This window comes from Microbacterium foliorum (assembly GCF_003367705.1).
GTDB classification, from domain to species: Bacteria; Actinomycetota; Actinomycetes; order Actinomycetales; family Microbacteriaceae; genus Microbacterium; species Microbacterium foliorum.
The window spans coordinates 2,919,507-2,936,825 of sequence record NZ_CP031425.1; the positions used below are offsets into that span (position 1 = coordinate 2,919,507).

The window sequence follows — 17,319 nt, forward strand, 5'->3', positions numbered from 1 at the left end:
CGCGATCGCCGACGACGAAGAGAACGAGAAAGAGACCACGATGTCGCAGTCCCCTGGCGAAGCACGCCACTCCCCCCGCGTCGACGCGCTGCTCGCCGAGATGACGCTCGACGAGAAACAGGCGCAGCTGGTCGGCTTCTGGGTCGATCAGGGCGATGAGGTGGTCGCCCCGATGGCCGGCGAGAAGCAGAGCTCGACCCGGTATGACGAGGCGACCGCGCACGGGATCGGTCACCTGACGAGGGTCTACGGCACCCGCCCTGTCGACCCCGCCGAACGGGCGGCCTGGCTCTGGGCAGAGCAGCGTCGGCTGCAGACGGAGACCAGACTGGGCATCCCCGCCCTCGTGCACGAGGAGTGTCTGACCGGGCTCGCCGCGTGGAAGGCCGCGACCTTCCCCACGCCGCTGGCGTGGGGCGCATCCTTCGATCCCGACCTCGTCGAGGAGGTCGGCCGGGCGATCGGGTCGTCGATGCGCACGCTGGGGGTGCACCAGGGGCTCGCCCCGGTGCTCGACGTGATCCGCGATCCCCGATGGGGGCGAGTCGACGAGTGCATCGCCGAGGATCCGCTGCTCGTCGGACGGGTGGGGACCGCCTACGTCCGAGGTCTGCAGTCCGAAGGGGTGCACGCGACGCTCAAGCACTTCGTCGGCTATTCCGCGTCTCGCGCCGGACGCAACCACGCCCCGGTCAGCGCCGGTCGGAGAGAGATCGAAGACGTGCTCCTCCCCCCGTTCGAGATGGCCGTCGGCGAAGGCGGGGTGCGCAGCGTGATGAACTCCTACGCCGACATCGACGGCGTGCCGGTCACCGCCGACGCCCATTACCTCACCGAGATCCTCCGCGGCCGGTGGGGGTTCGACGGCGTGGTGGTGTCGGACTACTTCGCCGTCGACTTCCTGCGCACCATGCACCGCGTCGCGGCCGACAAGGCGGAGGCGGCGCGACTCGCCCTCACCGCGGGCCTCGATGTCGAGCTCCCCTCTCCCGACGCCTACCTGACCCTCGCCGCGCAGGTGCGCGACGGCCGGCTCTCCGAAGTGCATCTGGACCGTGCGGTCGCACGCGTCCTGTCGCAGAAGGAGGAGCTCGGGCTGCTGGATGCCGACTTCACCTCGCCCCCCGCCGACATCGACCTCGACCCGGCGGAGCATCGCGAACTCGCCCGGCGTCTGGCCGAGGAATCCGTCGTGCTGCTCAGCAATGACGGCGTGCTGCCGCTCGGGGGGAGCGCCCCCTCGCGCATCGCGGTGATCGGCCCCAACGCCGACAGCGCCGACGCCCTGATGGGGTGCTACTCGTTCGTCAACCACGTGCTCGCGCACCACCCCGGGACGCCCGCCGGCATCGCTCTGCCGACGGTCGCCGACGCCGTGCGCGACGAGTTCCCGCTCGCGGAGGTCACCACGACCCTCGGGTGCGACGTCGAGGGCGCCGACCGCTCCGGCATCCCCGATGCGGTGCAGGCCGCACGCGCAGCCGACCTGGCGATCGTCGTGGTGGGCGATCGCGCAGGGCTGTTCGGGCGCGGCACGGTCGGCGAGGGCAACGACGTCGACGATCTCGAACTTCCCGGCATCCAGCGCGAGCTCGTCGAGAGCATCGTCGCGACCGGCACACCGGTGGTCCTGATCGCGATGACCGGTCGCCCCTACGAGCTCGACTGGGCGCTGCCCGAGCGCGCCGGCGCCACGGGCACGATGGTCGGGCTCGGGGCCGTGAACGCCCCGGCGTCGGCGAACGCCCCGGCATCCGCTGCCGCCGCCGCGCCCCGGCGACCGGCGGCCGTCGTGCAGACGTTCTTCCCCGGAGAGGAGGGGGCTCCGGCGCTCGCGGCTCTGCTGAGCGGGCGCGTGGTGCCGTCGGGCCGACTGCCGGTCTCGCTTCCCCGCTCGGCGGGGGCGCAGCCGTACTCGTATCTGCACGCGGTGCTGGGCGGTCGCACCGATGTGACCAGCGCCGACCCGACACCCGTGCGGCCCTTCGGGTTCGGCCTGAGCTACACGACCTTCGCGCACGAGGAGCTCACGGTCCCCGCATCGGTCGCCGCCGGCGAGACGCTGCACGCCACGGTGCGGGTGCGCAACACCGGCCCGGTGGCGGCCACGGACGTGGTGCAGCTGTACGCGCACGACGAGGTCGCGAGCGTGGCGCGTCCGGTCGCCCAGCTGCTGGACTTCCGCCGCGTCGCGCTGCTGCCGGGAACCGAGGCGGTCGTGCGCTTCGAGATGCCGATCGACCGTCTCGCGTTCACCGGGCTCGACGGCGTGAAGCGCGTCGAGCCCGGCACGATCCGCCTGTGGGTCGGCGGCGCCTGCGACGAGGAGGAGACGGTGGCCCGCCTCGAGATCGTGTGAGGGTGCGCGGATGCCGTGCCGTAGCGGCACCCCGGCGCGCACTGTCACGGAAGGCGCGTCGCGCCGGGGTTGCGAGCCAGAGGAGATTCGTCCGTGAGCCGTGCCGAAAACGTCACCGCCGATGTTTCGGCACGATCGTCTGCGGCAGAGGGTTTCGGCGGATCGAGTCTCGACGTGTCACACGCTTGCTCCGTGAACCCGGGCGCTCCGCCGCAAACGATCGTTTCCGGCTCTATCGGGCTGATCGTGTTCACGCTCTTGCCGATATCGTGCTCCGCAACCTGCTTTCGGCGGATGGTTTCGGCGTAGGTGAAGTCTGGACGAAGCCATGTCGGTCCACGAGGAGAACGCGGCACTCGGTGTGGTCGCGCCGGGCGCGTACTGTTCGGTTCCGGCACGACACGGGCAGGCTCGTAGGGAGCGGTCCGCAAACGCGACCCGTGTCGAAATCGGGTTGTGAGCGATCAGGTTTCGGTGTTGAGTTTCGGGACGGCCACGTGCTGCAACAGCCGTAAGCGGCTCGCCATGCGGAAAGCATCGGGGCGCTGGGAGGCGTCGGCCAGGAAGCTGTCGAGGTCGACGTGTGCTGAGAATCTGACCGGGACGTCGGCGTCCACGAGCACGTCGACGAGATTGATGAAGCGTTGCTGTGCTTCGGGATCGGCGGCGCTGAACGGCGGGACATCCGTAATCGACCACTGGGTGAAGTCGCGGGACCATTGCAGGTATTCGACTGTTGAGGTTGGAGTGCGGCAGAGCTGACCGAACGTGGCCGTCAGCTCCCCGTCATCCGTGGACGTTACCGGAAACGAGCGACCGTGCGACGCGAGGGAGTCGAGCCAAGTAGGTGCCGGTGCAGCCTCTCGAGTCGACCAGGTGCCCGCTGCGAAGCCTTTCGAATGGTCGTCCTGCATAGTGCGGTAGTCCGTGGGGCCGTTGAGCGACCAGATATCCATGTGGGTCTTGATGAGAGCTATGCCGCGTTCGAAGATGTGGTGCCAGATCGGATTCGGCAAGAGGTTGTCGGGGGCGTAGTTCGAGGTCGCCAGGACGGTCAGTTTCCGAGTGAAAACGTGATCGAGGAGGCGCGTCAGGAGTCGGGCGTCGCCGGAGTCGTGCACGTGCAGCTCATCGAAAAACAGCAACCGACTGTTTCGGGTCACGTCATCGATCGCCCGCTCGATCGCGTCGCGTTCGCTCCGGTGACTGTGGATGCTGCGATGCAGCTCGTCGAAGAACCCGTGAAAGTGGACGCGCGTCTTGTGACGGATCGGCAGGGAGGCGTAGAACGCATCGGCCAGCCAGGACTTTCCGCGGCCGGCATCGCCGTAGACGTAGAGGCTGCGCGGCAATCCTCGCCGGAGGGAGCCGCCGGCCAGCTCGCCACCGAGTACGGCGAGTCGATCCAGTGTTGTTCTCTGAGCGGGATCGAGGGAAAAGCCGTCGGCGGATGCCGCCGCCTCGACGGCGCGAACGAGCTTATCGGTCCCTTTCACGATCTCAGCCTGGCATGCCCGCGCGGTGGCCTGTGTCTAGGGTGAGGTCAGCCGCAGCAAGTACTCTGCCGAAAACGATCGTTTCCGGCAGGCTCCAGCGCCGTGCTGGATTCCCTCCGTAGTGTGTGCGTATGGCGCCTCCAACGACGACTCTCTTGCGATACCTGTACCCCGACGGGCGCGTGCAGGCCGCGCTACCACTCCGGATGGTCGAGGCGCCCGCGGGGGTCGTGGCCGGATGGCTATCCTCAGGCTCTGAAATTGCGTACTGGGCGACGACCGAGGGCGAAGATCCGCGCGCGGTGCCGCTGGATTCACGTTTCCATCAGCACCTCACGACGGCGCAGCGCGCCTGGACCGGTGGAAGCGTCCTTCGAGTGATCCCCCTGGCTGAGCCGTGGCAAGTTCTGCATTTCTGGAATGCTGACGGCACGTTCGCCGGCTGGTACGTCAATCTCGAGTCTGAGAAGCGTCGCGATCGGCTCGGGCTCGTCGCCGTCGACTGGCACCTGGACGTTCTGATCTCCGCTGACTTCGAAGCTGAATGGAAAGACGAGGATGAGGCAGCGGCGGCGGTTAAAACGGAGTATTTGCGCGACGAGGATCTCGATCATGCTCGCCGCACCGGCGAGGCCATCATGGCCGACCCTCGATCGTTCATCGACGCCCTCGGTCGCTGGGACGTTACTCATTCACCCGCAGTATCCGAGCCCGCCCTGACACTTCCAGTGGGATGGGACGTCCTCTGATTCACGAGAAGCGCATGACTCGTGTTTCTCTGTGGACGCAAGCGGCTCTGTTCGCCGCGCCGCAGACGATCGTGTAACGCAACCTCGCGGACAGCCAGTAGGGGATACGGGATGTCCGAACTCCCTGCCGAAAGTGTGTTCCGGCGAACCTTTGTGGCATCCCGTTCTGCACACGCGGCATCGCGCGCCGAAAACCATCGTTTACGGTGGGAGCCATGTGGTGGTCGGACGACGAATGGGAAGCGCTGACGGCGGCGGAGCAGTGCGGGATGTGCGCTGACGCACACTTGCTGACGAACGAGCACAGTGCTCTCATCGCCACAACCGCCACCAGCTACGTGCGGCTTGCCCGAAATCAACACCACGCCGGATACAGCCTCGTGATCCTCCGAGAACACGTCGTCGATATGGCTGAACTACCCTCAGACCAGCTCTCGAAGTTTTGGGCGGATGTACAGCGCGCGGCACGCGTCATCGATGAGGTGTTCCGATCGAAGAAGATCGACTACCTCGTCATGGGTCACCGGATGCCCCACCTCCACTGCCACCTGCTACCTCAGCACGCAACCGACGACCCTCTCCGCAACGTGAACATCGCAGACGGCCCGACACGTCTTCCGTCTGATGCATTCGATGCCGCGGTCGCCGCACTCCACCGAGCCTGGGAGTCGTCGGAACCCCCACTCGGTAGGTAGCAGGCGTCGGCGTCTGCGCGCGCTTCCCTCCTGCCGTGCGCACTCGCATGTCACCATGAGGGATGACTTCCAGCCCATTGTTCCTGCCGACGCTCACCGGCGAGACGGTCACACTTCGGGCATGGCGCCACTCGGATACTGCGATCGTCATGGAGGCCTCTCAGGACCCCCTGATTCCTCAACTGACCAGCGTGCCGACGACTTCGGATGAGAAGGAAGCGTTGGCCTTCATCGAGCGACAACATGAACGCATGCGAGACGGAGCCGGCTACGCGTTCGCGATCGCTGACAACGACGACACCGCGATCGGGCACATCGGACTCTTCCTCATCCCGGGCGGATCCAGCCGAGCCAGCGCTGGCTATTGGATCGCCAGTTCGCGTCGACGCCGGGGATTCGCGAAGGACGCCTTGGCCACCCTGACATCATGGGCGGTCACGCTCGAGGAACTCGATCGTGTCGAACTGTACGTGGAGCCTTGGAACGAAGGCTCCTGGCGGGTAGCCGAACAGGCGGGCTACGAGCGCGAGGGCCTACTCCGCAATTGGAAACGGGTGGACGGCCAACCGCGCGATATGTACATGTACTCACGGTTAGCGCGACAATCGATCTGAAGAACGGTCGCGACCGCCTTCGCCCATGTCTGTGGCCGACGTTTGCGGCGGCCAACCGTGACTCAGGATCGTTCGACGCCGCAAACGATCGTTTTTGGCACTATCGCACTGTCGACGTTCGCGGCGACCGCCCTGGGGAGCCGAGTAGTGCCGCGCAAAAGCGATCGTTGTCGGCGCGGCTGTGATCGCACCGGGGTGACGTCGGCCCGTCGGGGCAGTGCCGTATCGTAGGACCGCGCGAATGCAGTGGCTCCAGTTGAGAGCCTTCCGCGCAATGTAGTGAAGGGTTGCGTTCATGCCCACTTCCCCCGTCACGCTGCAGCGCCTCCCGGGCGAATACGTCGTCGCACGCTTTCCTGTGTCGTCCGACGTCCGTTCCCTCCTGGTCGACGTGATCGGCGAAGGATCCTTCGTCTCGATCACTCGCACCCCGCAGGAAATATCCATCGTGTGCCCCGCTGACTCTGCACCGCCCGACGCCGAGATCGACGGGCCCTGGGCCGCGCTGTACGTCGGTGGCCCCATCCCCTTCGGATTGACGGGAGTGGTGACATCGCTGGTGTCTCCGCTGTCGGCGATCGGCTGCCCTGTGTTCGTCGTCTCCACCTACGACGGCGATGTACTGATGGTTCCCCGCGGAGACGCGGATCGTGCAGAGGACGCACTCACGAACGCCGGTCACCTGCTCATTTAGCCCTGCGGGACCTGTTTGACCAGGAGAACAGCGGCGACGCACTTCCGGTGGATCACGCCGCCAAGGGCGAAGATCAGGAAGTACGACGACGGCGCCCAGAGTCGCCGACCGGCGAGACTTCCAATCAGGTCAGAACCCACCGCGACCGCCGCGACGGAGAGCCCCACCCGCTCCGAGATCGTCCGACGCACGACGAGACGGATGCCGCACCACGGCGCCGCGCCCTACTCGTCGCCTCAGTCCGCCGAGTCGATCACCGTCTCCCGATCGTCGTCGACGAGCAGCGCCTGGTCGTCGCACAGCGGCAGAAGCCGGTGGCTCGATCCGTATCGCGCGATCGTCTCGTCGATCAGCGAGGACGGGTAGGGCTCGAGCAGGAGCTTCATCCCTCCGCAACGGGGTGGCGAGCAGGATGAGTTTCGTCCGCGTCATGACGTCGGATACTCTCGCGTCTCGAGGCGCGAGCAAAGCCCCGAGGCGCAGGCGGGCGAGTTCTGCCTTGCCAGACGGCGACCCGACAAGCCTGACGCACTCTTGAGGCGGAGAGATGTGCGCGCTGACATCTCGTGGAAGGTGGAGCTGAGTCCCATCGATCGCCGGGGCCGCGGAAAGAGTTTGCATAGTCGCGTCACGAAATGGCCCTCGGGACACTCTTATTAGGTGAGGGGGGGAACATCTCCCCTGACCGTGCGCCCCCGGGCGACATAGGACAAGGAGAATCCGCATGTCAGAGTCGCGCAAATCGTGGGGACGCCGGCTGTCTGCCGTTCTCGCACTCTTAGCTCTCACGGTTACGGGGGTAGGGGTCGCCTCGCCCGCGATGGCCGCTCCGAGTCTCGGTCTCACGATGACGGCTATCGGTGCGACCGTCGCCTCTGGTGATACGACGACTTATCAGATCTCCTGGTCCTGCAGTTCCACCGTCGAAACCTGTGACACGGGCACAATCACCGTCCCGGTACCCACGCTGACCCCCTACTCATCCGTTGCGACGACGTACGTCGCCGGGACTGCCTCGACCGGAGGCTTCTCCAGCGATCCGACGGTCAGTGGCGGGGTGATCCGTTGGACGATGCTCGATGTCGTGCCGGCAGGAAGCTCCGGCACGATGACGTTCACGGTGCGAGTGCCCAACATGGCCTCCCCCAATGGTGCGACCATCGTCCCGGTCGCCACGTATACGACCAGCGGTGTGACGCAGACGGCATCGTCGACGAAGACTGTGGTGTCGAGCCCGGATCTCCTCACCGACAAGCGTCTCGTCAGCAACCAGACTCCCGGGCTGGATGTGCCTGTGGCCTATCAGGTCACGACGGGCCACAGGTCGGGCATCAACCCCAACACCGGCCGGCACGGAAACGCGCCGGCGAACGGCACCTGGGCGATCGACAACGTCGTCACGGTGGATCGTCTTCCTGTCGGGGCAGAGTTCGTATCGGCGACCGGTGGAGGCGTGTACGACTCGGACGCACATACGGTGACGTGGCCCGCGTGGTCTGAGAACGGGGCGTTCGTCATCCCGCCGACGTATCAGGTCGTGCTCCGCTACCCGTCGTCCGTATTCTCAACCGCCTCTGAAGCAACGAACACGGCGACGGCGACGGCGAATCCGTATCTCGCGCCGGACGAGACCGTGAACTCTTCGGATGACGCAACGCACGGGTTCGCCGCGAGTACCGCGCGCGGGGCCGTGACGAAGAACGGATCGCTCACGCGAGCCAATGGGGGCTCCCGCGGTGGAACCACCGCGTGGCAGATCGGTATAAGCAACTCCGGGACCATTCCGCTCAACGTGGACCTCACAGATGCGCTGCCCTGTATCTGGAGCTCTCCGACCGATGGGACGACAACGTGTGCGACTCCTGCAATCCGTAACGTGGGACTCACATTGACCGGTGGTGTCGCAGAGAACCCGTACACCATCGACTATGTGACCAACCTCGGCAACACCGGCACCGTCACACTGGTGGCCACCCCCAACACTGTCACGCTGCCGCAGCAGTCCTCGACGGAATGGGTCACGTCGCTGCGTGTGCGGGCGACCATGGTTGGAGGAGACTCGGCAAGCCTGCAGGTCTCGGGCCAGGTGTCATCCGACCTCCCCGAGGATTCTTCCGATGCGATCTACCGCAACGCGAACGTCCCCAAGGGGTCACCTGTCTTTCTCGAGAACTGTCTGAGTGGGACGCTGACGAACTCCATCTCGGGAGACGTCGTGCAGCAGGTTCGTGATGTCTGCGGATACGTCAAGGTCGACCCTGATCGTCCGATCGTTCGCGTTGCGAAGAACATGACGGACAACGTGCAGGGACCCGGCGGACAGATGGGTGTGGAGTTCGTCCTATCGACGCAAGCCAGCAGAGTGAACTGGTCGCCCGTCCTGACGGACCTCCTGCCCGCAGATCTACGCTTCGTTCCCGGTTCGTTCACGACCGCCGGGCTGACGACGGGCGCCAAGACCGTTCTCCCCGACGCCGATCTGCAGGTTCAGGTCATCGACGACTATGAAGGCACGGGACGTCAGCTCGTCCGGGTCAGTTGGCCGGGCACGGGCGGGCTCGCCCCGAGCACCGCGTGGGGGAACGTGAAGTTCAAGGTCGCTGTGCAGCCGGGCGCGTCGGTCGGGCAGCACAGCAACGAGCTGGCCGTGTTCGACAGCAAGTACTCGACAGTCGGGTGTGTGGTCAACACTTCACGGACCGACGCAGATGGGTTCGTCGACGATTCACAGCGTGTCGGCTGCGCCACGGCTGCGACATACTCGGTGGTCTCGACCCCCGCGGTCGGCGGAACGAAGTGGGTGCGCGGGTCCGAGGACGCAGACTTCACGGCAGCCCCCGGTATCGGAGCAGTGCTGCCCGGCGAACCCGCAACGTATCGTCTGGATGTGACGAACCTGGGGAACGTGCCGCTTTCCGACGTCGTCGCTTACGACATCCTTCCTCATGTGGGCGACACCGGTGTCGGCCCGGCATCGGACGCGGGCCGTGGCAGCCAGTGGCAGACCTTGCTGTCCGGCACCGTCGATGCCGGCGGATCGGCAGAGATCATGTACTCGCTCTCCACGAACCCGTGTCGTGGAGAAGTCATGGCGGTCGGAGGCACCCGGGGATCCGCGCCCGCGGGATGCGTCGATGACTGGTCCGCAACCCTGCCGAGCGATCCGGCCGATGTCCGCGCTATCCGGATCGACTTCGGCGACCGGACGTTTGCGCCGGGCGAAGTCCAGGAGGTGACGCTCCCCGTCACCACGCCAGCGGACGCGGAAGGCATCGCGTGGAACTCCTTCGCCGTGTCGGCGGTCGACGACAGCAACGGAAACGCGATCCTGCCCGTCGAACCGAACGTCGTTGGCTTGCGTACCAGCCCGTCGCTGTCCATCGACAAGTCCGCGTCGACGGCAGAAATCGGGCGGGGCGGCGAGATCACCTGGACCATCAAGGTCACGAACACGGGGACCGGTCTTGCCGAAGGAGTGATCGTCGTCGACGAGATCCAGGACGGTATGGATTTCGTGTCGGCGGATGCCACGAACGGTGCCTACGACCCCGAAACGAGCACCTGGGCATTGGAATCTGGCATCCCGGTGGGCGAAGATGCTGTCCTGACTCTTGTGACGCGCGTTCGTGATGACGCGAAGATGGCTGAGGTCTGCAACATCGCGACGGTGTCCGTTACTGGAACCGAAGATTCAGTGGATTCGCCGAACGTGTGCGTCACCCTGATCCGTGGCTACACCGTTTCGAAGTCGTCGGACTCTGAGACGACGATGCCCGGCGGAGTCGTGACATATACGGTCACCGTCACGAACGTCGGCGCCGTGGACTACACGGACGCGGAGCCTGCCTCCTTCGAAGACGATCTGTCCGGTGTGCTGGATGACGCGAGCTACAACGGCGACGTCTCTGCCGGCGGTTCCGTCGCGGAGAACACGCTCAGCTGGGCCGGCCCGCTCGCCGTGGGTGAGACCACGACCGTCACGTATTCGGTGACGGTGAAGGACCCCACCACGGGCGATTCGGTTCTCAAGAACGTCGTGGTGCCGAGCGATCCGACGGGCGAGTGTGTGCCGGGCGAGTGCGCAACGACCACCCCGGTGTCATCATTCACAGTCGCGAAGTCGGCGGACGCCGAGACGGTGATGGCCGGTGGCATCGTCACGTACTCGGTGACCGTCACCAATACCGGTCAGGTCGCCTACACGGATGCCGCCCCGGCGTCGTTCGATGATGATCTGTCTGGTGTTCTCGACGATGCGACGTACAACGGTGACGTCTCTGCAGGCGGCACGATGACCGAGAACACCCTCACCTGGGCAGGCCCGCTCGCCGTGGGCGAGACCACGACCGTCACATATTCGGTGACCGTGAACGACCCGCTCACCGGTGACCGCACTCTGCGCAACGCCGTGGTTCCGACCGGACCGGGAAGCAGCTGTGATCCGGATGAGGACTGTGTGACGGAGACTCCGGTCGCTTCTTACACGGTGTCGAAGGAGTCGGACTCCGCGACGGTCCTCCCCGGGGGCGTCGTGACCTACACGGTCACCGTGACCAACACCGGTGAGGTCCCGTATACGGATGAGATGCCTGCGTCCTTCGAGGACGACCTGTCGGGTGTGCTGGACGATGCGGTGTACAACGACGACGCATCGAACGGTGCGGAGGTCTCGGGGAACACCCTGTCGTGGTCCGGTGCCCTCGGTGTCGGCGAGTCGATCGAGGTCACGTATTCCGTGACCGTGGACGATCCGATCACGGGTGACTTCGAGCTCCTGAACGCGGTCGCTCCGACCGCACCGGGAGGGAGCTGCGAGGGTGCCTGCACGACCGACACCCCCGCGGGCTCGTACCGCGTGGTGAAGTCCACCACGGCCACCGAGGTGCTGCCCGGCGACGTCGTCGAGTACTCGATCACCGTGACCAACATCGGAAAGGTCGCCTTTACGGATGACGCTCCCGCGTCGTTCACCGACGACCTGTCGGCGGTGCTCGATGATGCTGTCTACAACGGCGATGCGACGAGCTCGACTGGCGCAGGCGTCAGCTACGCCGACCCGCAGCTCGCATGGTCTGACGCGCTCGATGTCGGCGAGACCGTCACCATCACCTACTCGGTGACTGTGAACGATCCGGCCACAGGTGATCGGCAGCTCGCCAACACGGTGGTGACGCCCCCGGGATCCGGCGCGAACTGCGTGGATGGATCGACAGATCCTGCCTGCGTGGCGAACGTCCCCGCCGCCTCGTACACGGTCGCGAAGTCAGCGTCTCCGGGCACGGCTCTCCCGGGTGACATCGTGACCTACACGGTCACCGTCACCAACACCGGAGCGGTCGCTTACACCGACGAGAACCCGGCGTCGTTCACCGATGACCTCTCCCGCGTGCTCGACGATGCCGACTACAACGGCGACGTCTCGGTCGGCGGCGAGGTATCGGGTGACACGCTCACGTGGAACGGGCCGCTCGAAGTCGGCGAGACGATTCAGGTGACCTACACGGTGACGGTGAATGACCCTGTCGCGGGGGACTTCACCCTTCGCAACGTGGTCGCCCCGTCTTCGCCGGGAGGCTCATGCGTCGAGGGCTCATGCATCACGGACACGCCGGTCGCTTCGTACACGGTCGTGAAGACCGCGGATGTCGAGGACGTCACCCTGGGCGGTGTCGTCATCTACACCGTCACCGTCACGAACACCGGACAGGTGCCGTACACGCAGGACGCTCCGGCCTCCATCGTCGACGACCTGTCCGATGTGCTCGACGACGCGACCTACAACGACGACGCCACCGCGGGTGCGCAGGTATCGGGGACGAACCTCACCTGGACAGGCGAGCTCGGAGTCGACGAAGTGATTGCGATCACCTACTCGGTCACGGTGAACCAGCCGGCGACCGGCGATGGAAATCTCCGGAACAGCGTGACCAGCGACAGCCCCGGTGGTGGATGTGCAGCCGATTCGGACTGCATCGTCAACACGCCGGTCTCCAGCTACCACGTGATGAAGACGTCCTCCGCGTCGACGGCATCGGTAGGCGACAGAGTGACGTTCACGATCACGGTCACCAACACCGGAAAGGTCGCGTACACCGACGAACGTCCGGCGACGTTCACGGATGATCTGACGTCGTCTCTGGCGGTGGGCTCCTACAACGGAGATGCCACCGAGGGAGCGACATACGACAAGCCGGTGCTGTCCTGGGCTGGAGCCGTCGGCGTGGGAGAGAGTGTGGACATCACGTACTCCGTCACGGTGACCTCCACGGGGCAGCTCCGCAACGTCGTTGTCACCCCCGACGGGTCGGGGGCGAACTGCTCGAGCGATTCGGATGATCCTGACTGCCGGACGACGACGACGGTCGTTCCGCCGGGCCTGGCGATCACGGGTGGGGCGATGTGGATCGGTGGCGGCGTCGCCGGTGCCGCGCTCCTGATTCTCGGACTCTGGCTCGTCTCTCGACGACGTGCCGAGCAGGCTGGGCTCTCATCGCAGGGCTGATCTGAGAGCGAGTGGCGGCCACGGAACTTCTCCTTGGCCGCCACTCGTGTGCGAGCTGTGGGAACGCGCACGAGAGAATGAACTATGGACGAGAACCAGGGCCCGACGCTCGGTGATGTCGCGGATGAGGACCTCCTTGAACAGGTTCGACGTGGTGACATGGGCGCGTACGGACTGCTGTGGGAACGTCACGCGGGGCCGGCAAGGTCGGTTGCGCGCACTTTCGCCGGTCTCGACGCCGACGACCTCGTCTCCGAGGCCTTTGAACGACTCCTCGTCTCTCTTCAAGCCGGGAAGGGTCCTCAAGGAGCATTCCGCCCCTACCTGATCATGACGGTGCGGAACGTCGCGCGGCGCCAATACAACAGGGACGTACCCCGGGCAGAGACCGACTTCGACTTCATGATCGACGCTGACGCGCCTGAGGGTGAGAGCGCCGCGGTTCAGGGGCAACGCCACCGAGCAGTCAGTGAAGCGCTCCAGTCTCTGCCTCCGCGGTGGCAGGAAGCGCTGTGGTATGCCGAGGTCGACGGCCTCCGACCGCGAGAGATGGCCGGGTCTCTCGGCCTCTCCGCCAACGCTGTCTCCGCACTCGTGCTCCGAGCGAAGCGTGGTTTCCGCGATGCATGGGTGACTGCCCAGCTCGCCAGAGCCGATTCGCCAGAGTGTCAGCAGACCCTCTCCGACATCGGCGCGTACTCGCGCGACGGCCTCGCCCCGCGCGCGACCAAGAAGGTCGACGCGCACATCGCGACGTGCGAGTCGTGCACAGCTGCGCTGGAGGAAGCCCGCGAGATCGCGCATTCCCTCGCTCTCGTTTTGCTTCCCGCCGTGGCAGGTGCGGCAGGTGCCATCGGGTATCTGTCGACCATGCGCCCCCCGGCGATGCCCGAAATGCAGCTCCCGGTCACGACCGCGGCGGCTGGCGAAGGCCCCGTCGAAGACGCACCCCGAAGCTCAACCACACGGCGGCTCGGTGCCGCAGCCCTCGTAGCCGTCCTCCTGATCGGCGGCGGAAGTGCCGCCGCGACCCTCTGGCAGTCAGACCAGGGCGCGACGCCGCCACTGTCTGAAGAGCAGACGCAGAGCTCGATCGCATCCAAGCCCGCACCTTCCCCGTTCCCTTTCGTGAAGGCACCCCCAGATGGACCCCAAGACGAGGATCCGGCGATGCCGCCTCCGGAGATCACGCGGCCAGACACCCCTGTCGTCCCCGATCGCCCGCAAGACCCGACGGACACCGTCCAGCCCCCGGATACACGACAGAACCCGGGAACGCCGACCCCGACGGTCGCTCCCTCGGACCCTGAAACACCTGACATGGCGGTTCTCCAGGATGACTCCCGCATGTACCCGCGAGTGGCGGGAACGGACGCTGTCCCTGGCGCACGGATCGAGATCAGCGACGCTGCCGACACTCTCCTCGCAGTCACGACAGCAGACAGTCGGGGGCACTGGACCACATCGCTCGTGAAGAGCGGGCCAGGCACCTTTACGGTCTCCGCATCTCAGACCGTGCTCGGACTCGAGTCGGAACGGTCCGCTCCGATGACCTACACCGTCACGGATCCCCCTTCCTCTGGACGGCCACTCGCTGGCGCCGTGGTGGACGCGGCACGGTTCAACTTTCGTTTAGACCTGCCTCCTGGCACGGTGATCCAGCGCCAGGTCCTCGGCCAGTCGTCTATTCAGACCCTGACTATGCCCGCCTCGGGCGCGTGGAATGAGTATCTCGCAGTCGCGCCAGGCGACCGGATACTCCGTCTCCGGTACGCGCTCCCCGAAACGCGGGATTTCGGCCCCTGGGCGGAAACCGAATTCACTGCACGATGACTCAGCAATCAGTGACATAAGACGAGGGGGAGAGAGCTAAGGCCCTCTCCCCCGTGTTCGCTATATGTCTAAAAGGCGGCGCCCGACAGAGCACGCGTGAAGCCCGCCGATAATTGTCGACCTATGCATAAGACCCCCGAACCGCGAAATCCCGACGCCAGATCGAAGAAACCACTCGGCTCGAGCGACATTGAGATGACCTGGATCCTCTCGATTCTCTTCACAGTTCCACGTCATGATTCGGAACCCGTGTGATGGAGATAGTGGATCCTCTCCCAGTGATCCATCCCAAGAAAGCCCGCACTTCACGCTGCGGGCTCGGTGTGGGGGGCTCTCCCCGCCCCCCACACCTACCGCCGCGGAGCCGCCTCGCCCTAGCCCCGGACGGCCGCGATGAACGCCCCGACGTGCTCCTGCAGCCTGAGGATGCGCAGTTCGCGGGCGAGTTCGCGGTCATACCCCTCGTAGGCGAGCGGTGGCAGCATCCGCACGTTCTGCGAGCATCCGAACTCCGCGCACAGCAGGGTGCCGATGGTGTCGCCCTTGCGACCGGCGGAGCCTGCCTTGCGTGCGACGTAGAGCTGCACGTCGTTGCGGAGCGTCACGTCCTCGCACCACGAGCACTGCGCCCTGGCGAGAACGCGCTGCTCGGCCCGCTGCAGGATGACGCCTGTGACGACGTCGTCGACCCAGGCGACGACGTACGAGCGACGGGGGAGCTTCGGATCGACCCAGCCGAGGTAGTCGAGCTTCTCGACGTCGAGGTCGGCGAAGCCGGCCGGCAGGGTCAGGTCGGAGACCTCTTTACGGGAGGCGTTGAGGAAGGAGGCGCGCAGGGTGCGCTCGTCGATGGGACGCATGAGGGTGCAGACTTTCGTGTCGGCCGCGCGAGGCGGCGGGCCGCCGAGCGGCGGCAGGAGAAGAGGGAGCGCATCACGACGGATGCGGGGTACGACGGGCCACCGGGGACGGGATGTTCCGACTCCGGCCGATCGTCAGCCTCTGACCGTGGCGCTGAGTGCGCCCACGGCTCCGTTCCGCGCTCTACCCGGCGTCCGGGGAGCACTCTTCGACAACAGCACCCGGAGAGTCTACGCCCGTTTGTTTCACCGCGTGTCGGTCCCGGTTCCCTCGGTGTCTCGACCGCCTTACTCTTGCCGGAACGTCCACTCACGAAGGAGACCACCGTGTCCACGCCGCTGAACAGCCTTCCGCCCCTCTCGGTGCGTGAGCGTTCCGCGTGCATGTGCCGGCACGGCTTCGCGTGCTCCTCCTTCGCCGAGGGCCACGCCCTGCACCTCATCCAGGCGCGCATGGCATCGGCGACGCCGAGCGACCGGGTCGACGCGGTCGTGGAGCACGCCGATGCGCTCTCGGGAACCCTCGCCGTGCGCACCCTCGACGGCATCGCCCACGAGATCTGGAGTGCGGCGGGGGCCGCTCTCGAGGCTCCCGTCGGCACCCCGGTCGCGCTGCACGTGCGCTACGGCGTGCTCTCCGTCGGGCGCACGCAGTTCAACATCGCGCTCCTCTGACGCCCTCGGGGAGCGAGGGTCAGGCGCTCGCCATCATCATGTCCTTCACTGCCATGCAGGCGTCCATGCAGTCCTTGCACGCCTGAGCGCACATCCGGCAGGCGTCGCTGTGATCCGCGTGCTGCATGCACTCGTCCATGCACGTCTGGCACATCGCGATGCAGGCGTCGAGCATCGCCATCATCGACGCGGCGGTCATCCCCTGCATCCGCAGCATCGACCTCATCATGGTGCCCGCCATGTCGGCGCAGTTCATGCACGCCGGGCTGCAGTCCATCATCTGCGTCGAGCACACCGTGCATGCCTGCTCGCACGCCGCGCAGGCGTCCATGCACGCCTGCAGGACGGACATGTCCATCGCCGCCATGTCGGGCATCGACTTCATGCTCTGCGTCATGGCGCCCATCATCATCGAGTCCATCTGTACCGCCTCCGTCGTCGGCCGCAGCCGGGGTGAGAGCGGGCAGGACCACCCGCCTGAGGGCCAGGCTAGTCCGCCCGGACGACCACGTCGATGATCGATCCGCGGCTCTCACGAGCCGCGCCCGTTGTCAATCCCGTGTGCAGCATCCGTGGCCCGTGCGAGGTTGGTCGGACATTGATCGACAGATGAGAGGACGGCACGCCATGAGCGGAGCAGACGACATCAAGAACACGGCCGAGAAGGCCGGGGGCAAGATCAAGGAAGGCGTCGGCAAGGTCACCGACAACGAGAAGCTCGAGGCCGAGGGCCGCGCCGACCAGACCAAGGCGTCGGCCAAGCAGGCCGGCGAGAACGTGAAGGATGCCGCGCACAACGCCGGCGAGAACCTTCGGGACGGTCTCAAGGACTGAGTGATCTC

General features: G+C 66.0%; 13 protein-coding genes. 9 read left to right on the forward strand and 4 right to left on the reverse strand.

Features of this window, described 5'->3' with window-relative positions; genetic code table 11:
* Positions 1-40 precede the first annotated feature (40 nt).
* Entirely contained in the window at positions 41-2,359 is a 2,319-nt protein-coding gene (locus DXT68_RS13890) for a beta-xylosidase/alpha-l-arabinosidase (protein ID WP_045254196.1), read from the forward strand.
* Between the two features lie 464 nt (positions 2,360-2,823).
* Here the strand turns inward: DXT68_RS13890 and zapE are convergent, their stop codons facing one another.
* Complete coding sequence (gene zapE / locus DXT68_RS13895; protein ID WP_045254119.1) at positions 2,824-3,855, reverse strand: cell division protein ZapE; 1,032 nt, start codon at positions 3,853-3,855, stop codon at positions 2,824-2,826.
* 206 nt (positions 3,856-4,061) lie between these two features.
* Between zapE and DXT68_RS13900 the strand changes: the two genes are divergently transcribed.
* The 4 genes from DXT68_RS13900 to DXT68_RS13915 all read left to right on the forward strand — a co-directional run bounded on the left by DXT68_RS13900 (position 4,062) and on the right by DXT68_RS13915 (position 6,607).
* Positions 4,062-4,604: a ribonuclease FAU-1 family protein gene (locus tag DXT68_RS13900; protein WP_162829126.1), complete on the forward strand. Its 543-nt coding sequence runs from the start codon at positions 4,062-4,064 to the stop codon at positions 4,602-4,604.
* A gap of 215 nt (positions 4,605-4,819) precedes the next feature.
* Positions 4,820-5,299 carry an HIT family protein gene (locus tag DXT68_RS13905; protein WP_045254120.1) on the forward strand — a complete coding sequence of 160 codons (480 nt, stop codon included), beginning with the start codon at positions 4,820-4,822 and terminating at the stop codon, positions 5,297-5,299.
* Between the two features lie 62 nt (positions 5,300-5,361).
* Positions 5,362-5,913: a GNAT family N-acetyltransferase gene (locus DXT68_RS13910; RefSeq protein ID WP_045254121.1), complete on the forward strand. Its 552-nt coding sequence runs from the start codon at positions 5,362-5,364 to the stop codon at positions 5,911-5,913.
* 295 nt (positions 5,914-6,208) lie between these two features.
* Positions 6,209-6,607 (forward strand): ACT domain-containing protein, encoded by a 399-nt coding sequence (locus DXT68_RS13915; protein WP_052677711.1) that lies wholly within the window; start codon positions 6,209-6,211, stop codon positions 6,605-6,607.
* A 236-nt stretch (positions 6,608-6,843) separates the two neighbouring features.
* On the opposite strand, the gene DXT68_RS16995 is transcribed toward DXT68_RS13915, so the two are convergent.
* Positions 6,844-6,993: a hypothetical protein gene (locus DXT68_RS16995; protein ID WP_156149294.1), complete on the reverse strand. Its 150-nt coding sequence runs from the start codon at positions 6,991-6,993 to the stop codon at positions 6,844-6,846.
* Positions 6,994-7,427: 434 nt separating this feature from the next.
* Here DXT68_RS16995 and DXT68_RS13920 point away from each other — a divergent pair, with 434 nt between their 5' ends.
* Together DXT68_RS13920 and DXT68_RS13925 are read left to right on the forward strand one after the other, a co-directional pair.
* Entirely contained in the window at positions 7,428-13,109 is a 5,682-nt protein-coding gene (locus DXT68_RS13920) for a DUF7927 domain-containing protein (protein WP_162829127.1), read from the forward strand.
* 84 nt (positions 13,110-13,193) lie between these two features.
* Positions 13,194-14,942 (forward strand): sigma-70 family RNA polymerase sigma factor, encoded by a 1,749-nt coding sequence (locus DXT68_RS13925; protein ID WP_052677713.1) that lies wholly within the window; start codon positions 13,194-13,196, stop codon positions 14,940-14,942.
* A 374-nt stretch (positions 14,943-15,316) separates the two neighbouring features.
* Here the strand turns inward: DXT68_RS13925 and DXT68_RS13930 are convergent, their stop codons facing one another.
* The gene (locus DXT68_RS13930; RefSeq protein WP_045254122.1) at positions 15,317-15,802 is read right to left on the reverse strand and encodes an FBP domain-containing protein; all 486 of its coding nucleotides are present in this window, start codon (positions 15,800-15,802) and stop codon (positions 15,317-15,319) included.
* Between the two features lie 327 nt (positions 15,803-16,129).
* On the opposite strand from DXT68_RS13930, the gene DXT68_RS13935 reads away from it, so the two are divergent.
* Entirely contained in the window at positions 16,130-16,477 is a 348-nt protein-coding gene (locus DXT68_RS13935; protein ID WP_045254123.1) for a hypothetical protein, read from the forward strand.
* 19 nt (positions 16,478-16,496) lie between these two features.
* On the opposite strand, the gene DXT68_RS13940 is transcribed toward DXT68_RS13935, so the two are convergent.
* Positions 16,497-16,889, reverse strand: a complete 393-nt coding sequence (locus DXT68_RS13940; protein ID WP_244918546.1) for a four-helix bundle copper-binding protein — start codon at positions 16,887-16,889, stop codon at positions 16,497-16,499.
* Between the two features lie 215 nt (positions 16,890-17,104).
* Here DXT68_RS13940 and DXT68_RS13945 point away from each other — a divergent pair, with 215 nt between their 5' ends.
* Positions 17,105-17,311, forward strand: coding sequence for a CsbD family protein (locus DXT68_RS13945; RefSeq protein ID WP_045254125.1), 207 nt, complete (start codon positions 17,105-17,107; stop codon positions 17,309-17,311).
* Positions 17,312-17,319 lie beyond the last annotated feature (8 nt).

What these genes read in the sequence shown, in the direction of transcription:
- DXT68_RS13890 (WP_045254196.1), top strand. Translation starts at nt 41, where the DNA reads ATGTCGCAGTCCCCTGGCGAAGCACGCCACTCCCCCCGCGTCGACGCG.
- DXT68_RS13900 (WP_162829126.1), top strand. Translation starts at nt 4,062, where the DNA reads ATGGTCGAGGCGCCCGCGGGGGTCGTGGCCGGATGGCTATCCTCAGGC.
- DXT68_RS13905 (WP_045254120.1), top strand. Translation starts at nt 4,820, where the DNA reads ATGTGGTGGTCGGACGACGAATGGGAAGCGCTGACGGCGGCGGAGCAG.
- DXT68_RS13910 (WP_045254121.1), top strand. Translation starts at nt 5,362, where the DNA reads ATGACTTCCAGCCCATTGTTCCTGCCGACGCTCACCGGCGAGACGGTC.
- DXT68_RS13915 (WP_052677711.1), top strand. Translation starts at nt 6,209, where the DNA reads ATGCCCACTTCCCCCGTCACGCTGCAGCGCCTCCCGGGCGAATACGTC.
- DXT68_RS16995 (WP_156149294.1), bottom strand. Translation starts at nt 6,993, where the DNA reads ATGAAGCTCCTGCTCGAGCCCTACCCGTCCTCGCTGATCGACGAGACG.
- DXT68_RS13920 (WP_162829127.1), top strand. Translation starts at nt 7,428, where the DNA reads ATGGCCGCTCCGAGTCTCGGTCTCACGATGACGGCTATCGGTGCGACC.
- DXT68_RS13925 (WP_052677713.1), top strand. Translation starts at nt 13,194, where the DNA reads ATGGACGAGAACCAGGGCCCGACGCTCGGTGATGTCGCGGATGAGGAC.
- DXT68_RS13930 (WP_045254122.1), bottom strand. Translation starts at nt 15,802, where the DNA reads ATGCGTCCCATCGACGAGCGCACCCTGCGCGCCTCCTTCCTCAACGCC.
- DXT68_RS13940 (WP_244918546.1), bottom strand. Translation starts at nt 16,889, where the DNA reads ATGATGATGGGCGCCATGACGCAGAGCATGAAGTCGATGCCCGACATG.
- DXT68_RS13945 (WP_045254125.1), top strand. Translation starts at nt 17,105, where the DNA reads ATGAGCGGAGCAGACGACATCAAGAACACGGCCGAGAAGGCCGGGGGC.